Origin of the sequence: Dickeya undicola, assembly GCF_000784735.1 — a bacterium.
Lineage (GTDB): Bacteria > Pseudomonadota > Gammaproteobacteria > Enterobacterales > Enterobacteriaceae > Dickeya > Dickeya undicola.
Genome location: NZ_JSYG01000046.1, coordinates 14,357 through 28,290, shown reverse-complemented (window position 1 = coordinate 28,290; position 13,934 = coordinate 14,357). Strand labels below are relative to the sequence as shown.

Genomic DNA, 13,934 nt, shown 5'->3' with positions numbered 1-13,934 from the left:
AGAATTACGTACACCCTCTTCTTTAATGTTACCGAGGATCATCTCGTGCTGTTATCACATGATCGTGCACCCTGTGATTTTAACTCTGATGAGTATAAATATATTGTATTTTTGTTCGCTTGTTTATATCAGCGATACGGTCGTTCCGACTGTCTATTCGAATAAATGCAGTATCGGCAGGGAATGCATTTGTTTTTATCTCGATACAGTGATGATAATGAGTAAAAAATCAGTAAAGGGATTTACGTTCTTTACCAGGGTTATCCAGAACGCTTATCGACAGTATTGATGAATCCACTTTTATTATCGAAATAGCGATTTGAACGAGAGAGCGTGTTGCATAAATAACACTGTTTCTTATGAAGGAGCGCATTTTATTATCTCAGCTAATTCTACTTCAGGGAAATAAATATACCTGAAGTTTGAAACATGGTAAGCGTATTATGAAATGCGCACTGGCAGGAGTTGAATAAAGGATTTTTTCCGTGAAAACAGAAAATATATTACCTGGTAAATTAAAAAATATTCCTGCCGAAAAAATTCCCCTCGCGGGTTATTCGGTGGGGCGACATATTCCGGAGTTTATCTTTTTGCCTTCGGCGCTGCGTGACCGGATCGACAGGCTGATGTTATCTGGCAGACCGATTCTACTTTCTGGTGAGCCGGGTGCAGACCTGTCTGAGATTACCGGTTATATCCGTGCCAGACTTCAGGCGTTGCAGGGGCGCTATGTTGAACTGAGTGGTGAGGGCGACCCAGCGAAACAGCTGGAGGCGATCCTGTCCACCCTTTCCGACGATCATCGGTTGACCTTGTGCATTCCTGGTTTTGATACGCTGACCGAACAGCAGCAGCAGAAAGCGATGGCGTTGCTTCGGGTAGAACATGCCAGACGGAGAGAGCTGCGTCTGGTGTTCGGGCTGATTGCGACGATGACAGAACACGGCGCATCGTCGGCGCAGCCCGCTGCGCAACTGGTGTCGGCATTTGGCTGCCAGTCGCTGTCGGTGCCAGCCCTGAAAGGCAGAACGCAGGATATCGCCGAACTGGTTCATGCTGCCTGGCAGGCGTATCGTCAGTCAGTCCGGCAGACATTGCATCCTGATGTGCTGTTTTATCTGCATCATTACGACTGGCCCGGCAATGTGCGACAGTTGTGGCACAGCATCGCCCGGCTGTTGATGCTCAGCGACGACGCTGAGATAGACCTGGCGCAGGCCCGCAGTATCCTGCCGCAAATCGTAGCCCGAACGGGGCTGGCGCTGCCCGGCGAGCAGCAGCGGATCAACCGTTCACTATGTGATGCGGTGCTCAGCCGCGATCAGGACGCCCTGCAACAGTTTCATCCGTCGGTGATCAAAGCGCTGCTGTATCTGGGTGAGCATTTTCAACAGGAAGTGACGTTGATTGAGCTGGCGGAAAATTCTCACATCAGCCCGTCGCATCTCTCCTATCTGCTCAAGCACAGCCTCAGGCTGTCGTTTAAGCAGATTCTGAACCAGACCCGCATTTTCTATGCCTGCCAACGGCTGGAGTGCCACCCCATGAGCCGGATCACCAATCTCTACCTGGATTGCGGCTATGGCGACCTGAGTCATTTTGAGAAGATGTTCAAACGCTATACCGGCGTGACACCCATCGAGTTCCGAAAGAAATTTAACCCGGTGGTGCTGCGAGATGAAACCGGGTGACAGCCAGCGCCTTTTATTTGCGCCCCCCCGGTCATGATATGGCCGGGTTTTTCCGGGATGGCACCCGCTTTTTATCTCCTTCTCCGGCGGTTTCAGATGTGCATCTGGACAACCGCGTCTTAACTCTTCAGACTCGACACATTCATTCTTCATCATGCTGTGTTAGCTATGATGTCTGCGACCAACGTAACGCCATTTACCCGCTGATAGATAAAGATATGCTGCTACTTATCGATAACTACGACTCCTTTACCTACAACCTGTACCAGTATTTTTGCGAATTGGGGGCGGAGGTGCAGGTCCGGCGCAATGACGCGTTGACGTTGGCGGACATCGAGCGGTTATCGCCGCAACGGCTGGTGATTTCCCCCGGTCCTTGTACGCCGGATGACGCCGGGATTTCGCTGGCGGCCATCCGCCATTTTGCCGACACGCTGCCGATTTTGGGGGTGTGTCTGGGGCATCAGGCGTTGGGGCAGGCGTTTGGCGCGCGGGTAGTACGCGCCCGTCAGGTGATGCATGGCAAAACCTCGCCGGTGCAGCACACCGGCCACGGCGTGTTCGCTGGGCTGGCAAACCCGTTGACCGTCACCCGTTATCATTCGCTGATTCTGGAAAAGGATTCACTGCCGGATTGCTTTGAGGTGACCGCCTGGACCGAGAACGACGCCGGAATGGATGAGATCATGGGGGTACGTCACCGTACACTTCCGCTGGAAGGTGTGCAGTTCCACCCGGAAAGCATTCTCAGCCAGCAAGGGCATCAGCTACTGAAGAATTTCCTGAATTTATAGATGGATAGCAGACGCAAATCCGGTTATATGCCCGGCATTCTGCTTGTTGCAGGAGGCGGTGGTGGTATCACCCGGCGCTTCCTCGGTTGAGTATGTCGGATTAGTGATTGCGTATTTTTGATTTTTTATGCATATTTATTGACTATATTTTCACTTGAAAACCATGAATATCACAACGGGGCAGCAAATGGCGACAGAGAAAGCAGCAGTAACACGGGATACTTACGATAAGGTAATTCTTCCGGTTTATGCACCCGCGCAGTTTGTGCCGGTCAAAGGCAAAGGGAGCCGTGTCTGGGATCAGCAGGGCAAGGAATATATCGATTTCTCCGGCGGTATTGCGGTGACGGCGTTGGGGCACTGCCATCCGGCGCTGGTGACGGCGTTGAAAGAGCAGGGTGAAACCCTGTGGCACACCAGCAACGTATTCACCAACGAGCCTGCCCTGCGTTTGGCCACCAAACTGATCAATGCGACCTTTGCCGACCGCGTTTTTTTCGCTAACTCCGGCGCGGAAGCGAACGAAGCGGCATTCAAGCTGGCCCGTCATTACGCCATTACCCGCCATAGCCCGTACAAAACCAAGATTATTTCGTTTTATCAGTCGTTCCACGGTCGTACGTTGTTCACCGTTTCTGTCGGCGGCCAGCCGAAATACGCCGATGGTTTCGGACCGAAACCGGCGGATATCGTGCACGTGCCGTTTAACGATCTGGACGCGGTAAAAGCGGTGATGGATGACCATACCTGTGCGGTGGTGCTGGAGCCGATCCAGGGCGAAGGCGGTATCACGCCCGCCACGCCAGCATTCCTCAACGGGGTTCGTGAGCTGTGCGACCAGTATCAGGCGCTGTTGGTGTTTGATGAAGTGCAGTGCGGCATGGGCCGCAGCGGTAAGCTGTTCTCGTATATGCATTACGGCATCACGCCGGACATTCTGACCACCGCCAAAGCGCTGGGCGGCGGTTTCCCGATCAGCGCGATGCTGACCACGGAAGAAATTGCGTCGGTCATGGCGGTCGGCACCCACGGTACGACTTACGGCGGCAATCCGTTAGCCTGCGCGGTGGCGGAAGCGGCGCTGGATGTGATCAATACGCCGGAAGTGTTGTCCGGAGTGGTGGATCGCCATGCACGCTTTGTGTCTGCGCTGGAGCGTATCAATGCGCAGTACGCTATTTTCGACGAAATTCGTGGTATGGGCCTGCTGCTGGGTGCACAGTTGAAACCGGCCTGGCATGGCCGTGCCAGGGATTTCCTGGCGGCATCGGCGGATCTGGGGTTGATGATTCTGGTGGCGGGGCCGGACGTGATTCGCTTCGTACCGTCGCTGGTGATTACCCCGGAAGAGATCGATCAAGGCATGGCATTGTTCGAAAAAGCGGTGGCGCAGGTGGTAAAAGGCGCGTAAGCCGCGGTTTTTCTCTCCTCGAAAACGACAAGAGCGTGCCTGGGCACGCTCTTTTTGATCCGGCTAATGTTGAGCCGATGGACGTTGATCCGGTGGATGCGAATCAGCGGGTGCCGTACACCACGATGGTTTTTCCGTGTGCGGAGATCAGGTTCTGATCTTCCAGCATCTTCAGAATACGGCCGACGGTTTCGCGGGAACAGCCGACAATCTGGCCGATCTCCTGCCGGGTGATCTTGATTTGCATACCGTCCGGGTGGGTCATGGCGTCCGGTTGCTTGGCCAGGTTGAGCAGGGTTTGCGCGATACGGCCGGTCACGTCGAGGAACGCCAGATTACCGACTTTCTGCGAGGTCACTTGCAGACGGCGCGCCATCTGCGAGGACAGGCGCATCAGAATATCCGGGTTAACCTGAATCAGCTGGCGGAATTTTTTATAGGAAATCTCAGCGACTTCGCAGGCGGTTTTCGCCCGAACCCACGCACTGCGTTCCTGCCCATCTTCGAACAAGCCAAGTTCGCCAATAAAATCGCCCTGATTCAGATAAGAAAGAATCATTTCCTTGCCTTCTTCATCCTTGATCAGCACGGCAACCGAGCCTTTCACGATGTAGTAAAGCGTCTCTGCTTTTTCACCCTGATGAATCAGAGTGCTCTTCGATGGGTACTTGTGAATGTGGCAATGAGAAAGGAACCATTCGAGAGTCGGGTCTGTTTGCGGTTTGCCGAGAACCATTCGCTGTTATCCTCTGTTGTAATTCACTGCGCAAATCACAGGGCTCAGAGTTCCCTGTACGGCGTGATAACATAGTTATAATTCAATTCCGTCCTGGCGGAATGACGTCAGGGAATAAATATACTGAGGCTGTCTATCAGATGACGCCAGTAAGCCGGCTGCGGGTCTTGCAGAGGCTCAACATACACCGGTTTACGTCTTCGTTTGTAACACAGGTTGAGTGTAGTGTCTTGTGTTGTCTCGCTTCAGCATGATTAAGCTCTGATTATCAGGCTTTTTTGTACCTAAGCGATGTAAAATTTCAAAAATAATTGATTGAGGGCAAACTTATGCAGGCTCGGGTGAAATGGGTTGAAGGGTTAACGTTTCTTGGCGAATCTGCCTCCGGGCATCAGTTGCTGATGGACGGTAACGCGGGCGATAAAGCGCCCAGCCCGATGGAAATGGTGCTGATGGCGGCAGGCGGGTGCAGCGCCATTGATGTGGTATCTATCCTGCAAAAAGGCCGTCATGATGTGGCGGACTGCGAAGTGCGCCTGACCTCTGAACGTCGTGCGGAGGCACCGCGCTTGTTCACCGCCATCAACCTGCACTTTATCGTTACCGGCAAAGGGTTGAACGACAAAGCCGTAGAGCGCGCGGTGTCGCTGTCGGCGGAGAAATACTGCTCCGTGGCGCTGATGCTGGAGAAAGCGGTCAAGGTTACCCACAGCCACGAGGTGATCGTGCTCGACTGAATTGCCAGCACGCGGCGGCTAACGTCATCGTCCGCCGCGTCGCTTAGCGCCTATCCCCAGGCGTTTAATCAATATGATTACCTTCGACTAACCGCTGCACCAGCGGCATCATGATCAACTCCATTGCCAGCCCCATTTTGCCGCCCGGCACCACCAGCGTGTTGATGTGGGAAATGAACGAGCCTTGCAGCATCGCCAGCAGGTAGGGGTAATCAATGTGGTCCAGCCCCTGAAAGTGGATGACGACAAAACTTTCGTCCATCGACGGAATGGCTTTGGCGGCAAACGGGTTAGAGGTGTCCACCGTCGGCACGCGTTGAAAGTTGATATGGGTGCGGGAAAACTGCGGAGTGATGTGGGTGATGTAATCCTCCATCGAACGCACGACGGAATCCATCACGGCCTCGCGGGAGTGACCGCGCTCGTTGATGTCGCGCACCAGCTTTTGAATCCATTCCAGGTTGACGATCGGCACCACGCCGACCAGCAGGTCGACATGCCGTGCCACGTCATGCTGGTTAGTGACTATGCCGCCGTGCAACCCCTCGTAGAACAACAGATCGGTGGGCTCCGGCATCGGTTCCCACGGGGTGAAGGTGCCCGGCACCTGATTGTAGGGAATCGCCTCGTCGTAAGTGTGCAGGTATTTGCGGGTCTGACCGGTGCCGCTGTGGCCGTATTCGGTAAAGGTGTGTTCTAACTGGCAGAAGTCATTCGCCTCCGGCCCGAAATAGCTGATGTGGCGGCCCAAATCCCGCGCCTTGCGGATCGCCATATCCATTTCCGGCCGGGTGTAACGGTGATAGCTGTCGCCATCCACCAGCGCGGCGCGAAGGTTCAGTTGCTGGAAGATCTTGCGAAACGCCTGGCTGGTGGTAGTGGTCCCCGCACCGCTGGAGCCGGTGACCGCGATAATCGGATGCTGGTGCGACATGGTGTGCAACCTCCGGTGAGTGGTACAACCTTCGGTGGATAGTGCCAGTGTTGGTGGATAGGGCCAACACCGGTGAATAGCGAGCCAACGTGGGTGAAGTGTGCCAACGTTGGTCAGAGATATCTGATAATTGTTAGCATGTTTATACCACGGTGACACGCCAATTTACGTTTTTAAGCGATTGATTCAGGGCTAATACCGTTCACCACGACTGAGCTGACTGCGGGGCATGATGTTGACGGTTTCATGCAGTTCAGACCATACCAACACCACCTCGCCCTGCACCAGTTGCTGGCGTACATTAGCCACCTTTTCGTCCAGCGTTCGTTCCTGTTCACCGTAGTCGGTTCCTTCACGCAGGACGAACGACTCAATCAGGTTTTGCAACGTTTCCGGTGCCAGTTCTTGCCAGGGAATGATCATGCATTCTGCTCCAGATAAGGGGTAAACCAGTCGGGAATACGGTGTTCCAGCCACAATTCAGGTTGGCGCCACGACCCGCCGACGAAGCCGACATGACCGCCGCATTCCGTCAGTTGATAGGTAATGTTGGTCGGCAATTGCGCTGTATCGGGGATCACGGCTGGCGTCATGAACGGGTCGTCTTTGGCTTGAATGATCAACAACGGCTGGCGGATGTGCGACAACCGTGGCAGCGCGCTGCTGCGCTGGTAGTAGTCCGTCGCACCAGCAAATCCATGCAGCGGTGACGTCACCAGGTCGTCAAACTCCCGCAGGCGGTGTACCTGACGTAGCCGTTTGGCGGAAATCGGCAGGCTGCCGGGGTAGGCGGAAAGCTTGCGTAACGCACTGCGGCGCAACAGATTAAGCAGATACGACTGGTAAAAGCGGGAAAATCCGTGTTCCAGACGATGGCTGCAAGGCTCCAACATCAGTGGTGCAGAGACGATCGCCGCGGCGTTCAGGGTGTCTGGGGCATCCTGACTGCTCAGCAGGCAGGCCAGCATGTTGCCTCCCAACGATACCCCGACTGCCGCCGTAGGCGCGGCCCCCAGTGTCTGATGCAACCAGTGCAAAAAATAGCGGGCGTCTTCGGTTTCACCGGCATGATAAGCGCGTGGCAGGCGGTTGGGCTGTCCGCCGCAACCGCGAAAATGCATCACCACCGCCAGCCAGCCGCGTTTCTGACAGGCTGCCATCAGCCCGTGGGCGTAAGGGCTATGGAAACTGCCTTCAAGGCCATGAAACAGCACGACGCGGGGTTTGTGTTTTGCCTGCGCCGGTGCTTCGCTCCAGGCGAGATCGATAAAATCCCCGTCCGGCATCGTCAGTGGCTGCCAAACCGGTTTTAGGGCCGGGTAGCGTCGAAGCAGGCGCGGCAGCAGAGTCTGCAAATGGGGATTGCGCACGCCCGACAAAGGTTGGAAACACGCGCTACGGTGAGAAGAATTATTCATAACCAGAAAGCCATGATGAAAAGGTGTCGTGATGCCTGTGATGGCACGGTGAAAAGCTTGTCTGCATCACACCACGCTGCTAGGTTGTGACGTTCCTTCTGTTACAGGATTGTCGTTTCATGGAGCACTTCAGTCTGTTTCTTTCGATGCTCGGTTTCTTGTGGGTCGCCGCTATTACGCCCGGCCCCAATAATATGCTACTTACCGCCTCCGCCGCCAATTTTGGCGTATTGCGTTCCATGCCGTTGATGCTGGGTATCATGCTTGGTATGCAAAGTATGTTGCTGCTGGTGGCGCTGGGACTGGGGAGCGTGATCCTGCTTTATCCGTCGCTGCATCTGGCGTTGAAGGTGTTGGGTAGCGCCTATCTGTTGTGGTTGTCGTGGAAGATCGCCACCGCGGCGTATGAACAGCTGGATACGGATACCGCGCCGTCGGCACCGATACCGCTTTATCAGGGCGGGTTGCTGCAATTCCTCAATCCGAAAGCCTGGCTGATGGCGTTGGGCGCGGTGGCGGGGTTTAGCCTGGCAGGCGACGGTTACGCGGGGTCGGTGGTGGCGATCAGCATAGCGATGGTGGGCGTCAATTTCGTGGCTGGGGTCATCTGGCTGGGGTTTGGCGCGATGATCGGCCGCTTGTTGCGCAGCCCGCGCGCCTGGAAGATTTTCAATCTTGCGATGGGGCTGCTGACAGCGACCTGCGTGCTGATGATCTGGCATTGAATGAATGCGGCGGGCCGTGCGGTGCCCGCCGTTTTAACCTGACGTCTGGGATGACTTACCCCTGGCTTTCCGCGTCGCGCAGCAACTGCTCCAGTTGCTCCTGCGCATCCAGCCAGGCCATTTCGGCGTTTTCCAGATCGGCTTTCGTCGCACTTTGCTTTTGCAGGCACTCGGTCAGGTCGCTTTTACGGCTGACGTCATAGAGTGCGCTGTCGGCCAGGCGTTCTTCCACTGCGGTCAGCGCGGTTTGCAGCTTCTCCATCTGCTGTTCCAGTTGGGTAATCTGCTTGCGTAGCGGTTGGGTCAGCGTGCGTAGCTCGGCATCGCGCCGTTTCTGATCCTTCCTTGACTGCGCGCTGTTGGCGGTGTTGTCTTTGGCGGTGGATTCGGTGGCGTTATCCTGCTTCTGTGCATCCAGCAGCCATTGCTGGTAATCCTCCAGATCGCCGTCAAACGGTTCGACCTTGTGGTCGTGTACCAGATAGAGATCGTCGGTGGTGGATCGGATCAGGTGACGATCGTGCGACACCACCACCAGCGCGCCTTCGAAGTCGATCAACGCTTCGGTCAGTGCCTGACGCATGTCGAGATCCAGGTGGTTGGTCGGTTCGTCGAGCAGCAACAGGTTGGGGCGTTGCCAGACGATCAGCGCCAGCACCAGCCGCGCTTTCTCGCCGCCGGAAAAGCGCTCGGTAGGTTCGCTCACCTTGTCGCCCCGGAAATCAAAACCGCCGAGGTAGTCGCGCAACTGCTGCTCGGTTTCCCGTTCCGCCAGCCGGGTTAAGTGCTGTAACGGCGATTCATCGGGGCGCAGAAATTCCAGTTGATGCTGAGCGAAATAGCCGAGACGCACGCCTTTGGCCAGACCGATATCGCCGCTGAACGGCTGAAGCTCGCCCGCCAGCAGCTTGATGAGCGTCGATTTCCCGGCACCGTTGTGGCCGAGCAACCCGATGCGCGAACCGGGCACCAGATTGAGTTTGATGGAGTCCAGAATCAAACGGTTACCGTAGCCCGCGCTGACTTTTTCCATCCGCAACAGCGGGTTGGGCAACGCTTCCGGCGCACGGAAACTGAAACGAAATGGGTTGTCGACGTGGGCCGGGGCGATAAGCTCCATGCGTTCCAGCATTTTGATGCGACTTTGCGCCTGCTTGGCTTTGGTGGCCTGGGCACGGAAACGGTCGATGTAATGCTGAAGATGGGCGACTCGCTCTTGCTGATGCTGGTACATCGCTTGTTGCTGAGACAAACGGGTGGCGCGCTGCTGCTCAAACGAGGTGTAGTTGCCGGTATATTCGAACAGGGTTTCCTGCTCGATATGCAGAATCCGGTTGGCGATCGGGTCGAGAAAGTCCCGATCGTGGGAGATCAACACCAGCGTGCCGGGATAGTTCTTCAGCCACTTTTCCAGCCAGATCACCGCGTCCAGATCCAGGTGGTTGGTCGGTTCGTCGAGTAACAGAAGGTCGGAGCGACAAATCAGCGCTTGTGCCAGATTCAGGCGCATACGCCAGCCGCCGGAGAAATCGCTGACGGGCTGTTGTAACTGTTCCTGCTGAAAGCCGAGCCCGTTGAGCAGGCTGGCTGCGCGGGCCTGAATCGACCAGGCTTGAACGGCGTCCAGCTTGCCGTGCAGGGTGGCGATGGCGTTGCCGTCGTTGCGGGCATTCGCTGCTTCCAGGTCGGCTTCCAACTGGCGGAACTCGCGGTCGCCGTCGATCACGTAATCAATCGCCGAACGCGCCAGTGCCGGGGTTTCCTGATTGACCCACGCCAGCGCCCAGTTTTGAGGAAAAGTGACGCTGCCGCCGTCGGCGCTGATTTCCCCTTTCAGCAATGACAACAGGGTTGATTTGCCACAGCCGTTTTTACCGACCAGGCCGACTTTTTGGCCGGGGTTGACGGTAGCGGTGGCGTTGTCCAGCAGTACCCGTGTACCGCGTCGAATTTGCAAGGAGGAGAAAACAATCATAACGCGCCAAATGTTCAAATATGTTAAATTGCCGATCGGGTATCAGGACGGCCATGTCCTGTTGTATTGCTGCGCAGCATGGTAGCCGAAAATACCTGCAATGACGACGCTTTGGAGGGGAATGATGTCGCAGCCACCAAAAATTTTGCTGCTGTTTGCCCATCCGGAATCCCAGGATTCGGTCGCGAATAAGCTGTTATTACAAGCCGCCCACCAGCTCGGGCATGTCACTGTGCACGATCTTTACGCGCACTATCCTGATTTTTTTATCGATATTCATCATGAGCAACAGTTGCTGCGTGAGCATCAGTTGATCGTGTTCCAGCACCCGCTTTATACCTACAGTTGCCCGGCGTTGTTGAAAGAGTGGCTGGACCGGGTACTGACCCGCGGTTTTGCCAACGGGGTTGGCGGTAATGCACTGGCCGGAAAATACTGGCGGTCGGTAGTGACGACCGGCGAGCCGCAAGATGCTTACCGCTCTTCGGGTGTGAATCGCTACACAATGGATGACGTATTAAGGCCGTTTGAGATGACGGCAGCGATGTGCCACATGAACTGGTTGTCGCCATTGGTGATCTATTGGGCCCGGCGCTTGCCGCCGGATGTATTACAAGAACACGCCAGAGCCTACGGTGACTGGCTGGCGTCGCCATTTCCGCACGGAGAATCCTAAAATATGGAAGCCTCTTCTTCGCTGAATGCTGGCGTGCTGTTTCTGTTTGTTGCGGTGCTGATGGTGCCGATTGCCGCCCGTTTGGGCATCGGCGCGGTGCTGGGGTATTTGCTGGCGGGTATCGCCATCGGTCCGTGGGGGCTGGGCTTCATCCGTGATGTAGAAGCCATCCTGCATTTTTCCGAGCTGGGCGTGGTGTTCCTGATGTTTATCATCGGCCTGGAACTGGACCCAGCCAAGCTGTGGCGGCTAAGACGTTCAATTTTTGGCACCGGCGCGGCACAGGTGCTGTTGAGCGCCGCGCTGCTGGGTGGTGTGCTGTATCTGAGCCAGTTTTCCTGGCAGGCGGCGCTGATTGGCGGCATTGGACTGGCGATGTCTTCCACCGCCATCGCGCTGCAACTGATGCGCGAAAAAGGCATGAACCGCAACGAATCTGGCCAGCTCGGCTTTTCCGTGTTGCTGTTTCAGGACCTGGCGGTGATCCCGGCGCTGGCGCTGATTCCGGTGCTGGCAGGCGTGCAGGGCGAACTGGATGACTGGCGTCAGGTGGTGCTGAAGGTGGTGGCGTTTGGCGGTATGTTGATTGGCGGGCGTTATCTGGTGCGTCCGCTGTTCCGTTTTATTGCCGCCTCGGGTGTGCGGGAAGTGTTTACTGCTGCCGCGCTGTTGCTGGTGTTGGGTTCCGCGCTGTTCATGGACGCGCTGGGGCTGTCGATGGCGCTCGGTACGTTCATTGCCGGTGTCCTGCTGGCGGAAAGCGAATACCGCCATGAACTGGAAATCTCCATCGAGCCATTCAAGGGGCTGCTGCTGGGGCTGTTCTTCATTTCAGTTGGGATGTCGCTCAACCTTGGCGTGCTGTACGCCAATATCCTGATGGTGCTGGCAGGTGTCGCGATTCTGGTGGTAGCGAAAGGATTGATTCTGTATCTGCTGGCGCGATTGTACGGGCTGCGTTCCTCCGAGCGCTTGCAGTTCGCTGGCGTGTTGAGTCAGGGCGGGGAATTCGCCTTCGTGCTGTTTTCCTCCGCTGCTACCCACAAAGTGCTGAAGGGGGCTCAGTTGCCGCTGCTGTTGGTCACGGTAACCCTGTCGATGATGGTGACGCCTATCCTGATGCAACTGATCGACCGTATTCTGGCGCGTCGTTTCAATGCAAAGGAAGAGGCAGATGAAGCGCCGTACGTAGAAAACGATGAGCCACAGGTGATTGTGGTCGGGTTTGGGCGTTTTGGGCAGGTCATCGCCCGTTTGCTGATGGCCAACAAAATGCGTATTACCGTGCTGGAGCGCGACATCAGCGCCGTGAGCCTGATGCGCAGTTACGGTTACAAGGTTTATTACGGCGATGCCACCGAGCTGGAGTTGCTGCGTGCCGCCGGCGCGGCACAGGCGCAGTCCATCGTGATTACCTGTAATGAGCCGGAAGACGCGATGACCATCGTGCATTTGTGTCAGCAGCACTTTCCTCATCTGGAGATTCTGGCCCGTGCGCGTGGCCGTGTGGAAGCGCATGAGTTTTTGCAGGTGGGGGTCACGCAGTTCTCGCGTGAAACCTTCTCCAGTGCGCTGGAGCTGGGCCGCAAGACGCTGATCTCGTTAGGGATGCATCCTCATCAGGCTTACCGGGCGCAGCAGCATTTCCGGCGGCTCGACATGCGGATGCTACGTGAGCTGATGCCACAACGTCAGGGCGATGTGGCGCAGATTTCCCGCGTCAAGGAGGCTCGCCGCGAGCTGGAGGATATCTTCGAGCGCGAAATGCTGCGTGAGCGACGTCGACCCGACGACTGGGACGAACACTAGGCGCGTTTGCGGCGTACTACGGTATGCCGCGAATGCAGATCATCAAGAGAGGGGGCCGGAGGGCAACCATGCGGAAACGTTTTATTGCCGGGGCGGTGTGCCCAAAGTGCCACTCGCAGGATACGCTGGCGGTGGGGCGCGAGGGCGACGATGAGGTGGTGGTGTGCGTGCACTGCGGCTATCAGCAGAGCCAGTCGGAAACGCCACCAAAATCCGTCACCCCGCCTGCTGGCGAAATCATCGGTATATTTCGCCCGGAATAGGGTGGCAGAAGCCTGACGTCATTGCTGGCGGCTGGCGTTTACGCCGACAGTTTTTTTATCCCGGACAGTACATGGGGACGTTTTTCCGCTACAATTTGCGCAAAATCGATTTCCAACGCTAGGAGATATCATGAAAGTAGCAAAAGACCTGGTGGTCAGCCTGGCCTATCAGGTACGTACGGAAGATGGTGTATTGGTCGATGAGTCTCCGGTGAGCGCACCGCTGGACTATCTGCATGGTCACGGCTCGCTGATTTCCGGTCTGGAAAAAGCGCTGGAAGGCCGCGATGTGGGCGAGCGTTTTGACGTCAGCGTCGGCGCTAACGATGCCTACGGCGAGTATGATGACAATCTGGTTCAGCGTGTACCGAAAGATGTGTTTGTCGGTGTGGACGAGCTGCAGGTTGGTATGCGTTTCCTGGCTGATACTGATCAAGGCCCGGTGCCGGTAGAAATCACTGAAGTGCAGGACGAGCACGTCGTGGTTGACGGCAACCACATGCTGGCGGGTCAGAACCTGAAATTCAATGTGGAAGTTGTCGCCATTCGTGAAGCTACCGAAGAAGAGCTGGCGCACGGTCACGTGCATGGCGAGCATGACCATGATCATGACCACGAAGGTTGCTGCGGTGGTCACGGCCATGATCACGATCATGACCACGGTAAAGGCGGTTGCGGCGGTAACGGCGGTTGCGGTTGCCACCACTGATTTGCCCTTCCCCGAAAAGGCCGCTTAGCGGCCTTTTTCTTGTCTATAGAAAACTC

14 protein-coding genes are annotated in these 13,934 nt (G+C 56.1%); 9 read left to right on the top strand and 5 right to left on the bottom strand.

Annotated features, from left to right (window positions below; translation table 11 throughout):
• The first annotated feature begins 485 nt into the window (after positions 1 to 485).
• The 3 genes from OB87_RS18760 to argD all read left to right on the top strand — a co-directional run bounded on the left by OB87_RS18760 (position 486) and on the right by argD (position 3,896).
• Complete coding sequence (locus tag OB87_RS18760) at positions 486 to 1,691, top strand: helix-turn-helix domain-containing protein (protein WP_033570889.1); 1,206 nt, start codon at positions 486 to 488, stop codon at positions 1,689 to 1,691.
• Between the two features lie 218 nt (positions 1,692 to 1,909).
• Positions 1,910 to 2,485: an aminodeoxychorismate synthase component II gene (locus OB87_RS18755; protein WP_033570888.1), complete on the top strand. Its 576-nt coding sequence runs from the start codon at positions 1,910 to 1,912 to the stop codon at positions 2,483 to 2,485.
• 187 nt (positions 2,486 to 2,672) lie between these two features.
• On the top strand, positions 2,673 to 3,896 hold the full coding sequence (gene argD, locus OB87_RS18750; RefSeq protein WP_033570887.1) for a bifunctional acetylornithine/succinyldiaminopimelate transaminase: 1,224 nt from the start codon (positions 2,673 to 2,675) through the stop codon (positions 3,894 to 3,896).
• A 103-nt stretch (positions 3,897 to 3,999) separates the two neighbouring features.
• Here the strand turns inward: argD and crp are convergent, their stop codons facing one another.
• A complete protein-coding gene (gene crp / locus OB87_RS18745; RefSeq protein WP_012768072.1) occupies positions 4,000 to 4,632 on the bottom strand; it encodes a cAMP-activated global transcriptional regulator CRP in 633 nt (210 codons plus the stop codon).
• Positions 4,633 to 4,961: 329 nt separating this feature from the next.
• On the opposite strand from crp, the gene OB87_RS18740 reads away from it, so the two are divergent.
• On the top strand, positions 4,962 to 5,369 hold the full coding sequence (locus OB87_RS18740) for an OsmC family protein (protein WP_033570886.1): 408 nt from the start codon (positions 4,962 to 4,964) through the stop codon (positions 5,367 to 5,369).
• Positions 5,370 to 5,433: 64 nt separating this feature from the next.
• Here OB87_RS18740 and OB87_RS18735 read toward each other — a convergent pair whose 3' ends face one another.
• The 3 genes from OB87_RS18735 to OB87_RS18725 form a co-directional block, all read right to left on the bottom strand.
• Complete coding sequence (locus OB87_RS18735) at positions 5,434 to 6,303, bottom strand: phosphoribulokinase (RefSeq protein WP_033570885.1); 870 nt, start codon at positions 6,301 to 6,303, stop codon at positions 5,434 to 5,436.
• A 192-nt stretch (positions 6,304 to 6,495) separates the two neighbouring features.
• A complete protein-coding gene (locus tag OB87_RS18730; protein WP_033570884.1) occupies positions 6,496 to 6,726 on the bottom strand; it encodes a YheU family protein in 231 nt (76 codons plus the stop codon).
• A complete protein-coding gene (locus tag OB87_RS18725) occupies positions 6,723 to 7,721 on the bottom strand; it encodes a hydrolase (protein ID WP_033570883.1) in 999 nt (332 codons plus the stop codon). The genes OB87_RS18730 and OB87_RS18725 overlap by 4 nt, the downstream gene beginning before the upstream one ends.
• A gap of 119 nt (positions 7,722 to 7,840) precedes the next feature.
• Between OB87_RS18725 and OB87_RS18720 the strand changes: the two genes are divergently transcribed.
• Positions 7,841 to 8,446, top strand: coding sequence for a LysE family translocator (locus OB87_RS18720; RefSeq protein ID WP_033570882.1), 606 nt, complete (start codon positions 7,841 to 7,843; stop codon positions 8,444 to 8,446).
• Positions 8,447 to 8,501: 55 nt separating this feature from the next.
• Here the strand turns inward: OB87_RS18720 and OB87_RS18715 are convergent, their stop codons facing one another.
• On the bottom strand, positions 8,502 to 10,421 hold the full coding sequence (locus tag OB87_RS18715; protein ID WP_033570881.1) for an ABC transporter ATP-binding protein: 1,920 nt from the start codon (positions 10,419 to 10,421) through the stop codon (positions 8,502 to 8,504).
• A 124-nt stretch (positions 10,422 to 10,545) separates the two neighbouring features.
• Between OB87_RS18715 and kefG the strand changes: the two genes are divergently transcribed.
• The 4 genes from kefG (at position 10,546) to slyD (ending at position 13,878) form a co-directional block, all read left to right on the top strand.
• On the top strand, positions 10,546 to 11,097 hold the full coding sequence (kefG, locus tag OB87_RS18710) for a glutathione-regulated potassium-efflux system ancillary protein KefG (protein WP_033570880.1): 552 nt from the start codon (positions 10,546 to 10,548) through the stop codon (positions 11,095 to 11,097).
• A gap of 3 nt (positions 11,098 to 11,100) precedes the next feature.
• Positions 11,101 to 12,906, top strand: coding sequence for a glutathione-regulated potassium-efflux system protein KefB (gene kefB, locus OB87_RS18705; RefSeq protein ID WP_033570879.1), 1,806 nt, complete (start codon positions 11,101 to 11,103; stop codon positions 12,904 to 12,906).
• Positions 12,907 to 12,974: 68 nt separating this feature from the next.
• Positions 12,975 to 13,169, top strand: a complete 195-nt coding sequence (locus tag OB87_RS18700) for a YheV family putative zinc ribbon protein (protein WP_033570878.1) — start codon at positions 12,975 to 12,977, stop codon at positions 13,167 to 13,169.
• A gap of 130 nt (positions 13,170 to 13,299) precedes the next feature.
• Positions 13,300 to 13,878 carry a peptidylprolyl isomerase gene (gene slyD / locus OB87_RS18695; RefSeq protein ID WP_033570877.1) on the top strand — a complete coding sequence of 193 codons (579 nt, stop codon included), beginning with the start codon at positions 13,300 to 13,302 and terminating at the stop codon, positions 13,876 to 13,878.
• Positions 13,879 to 13,934: the final 56 nt, after the last annotated feature.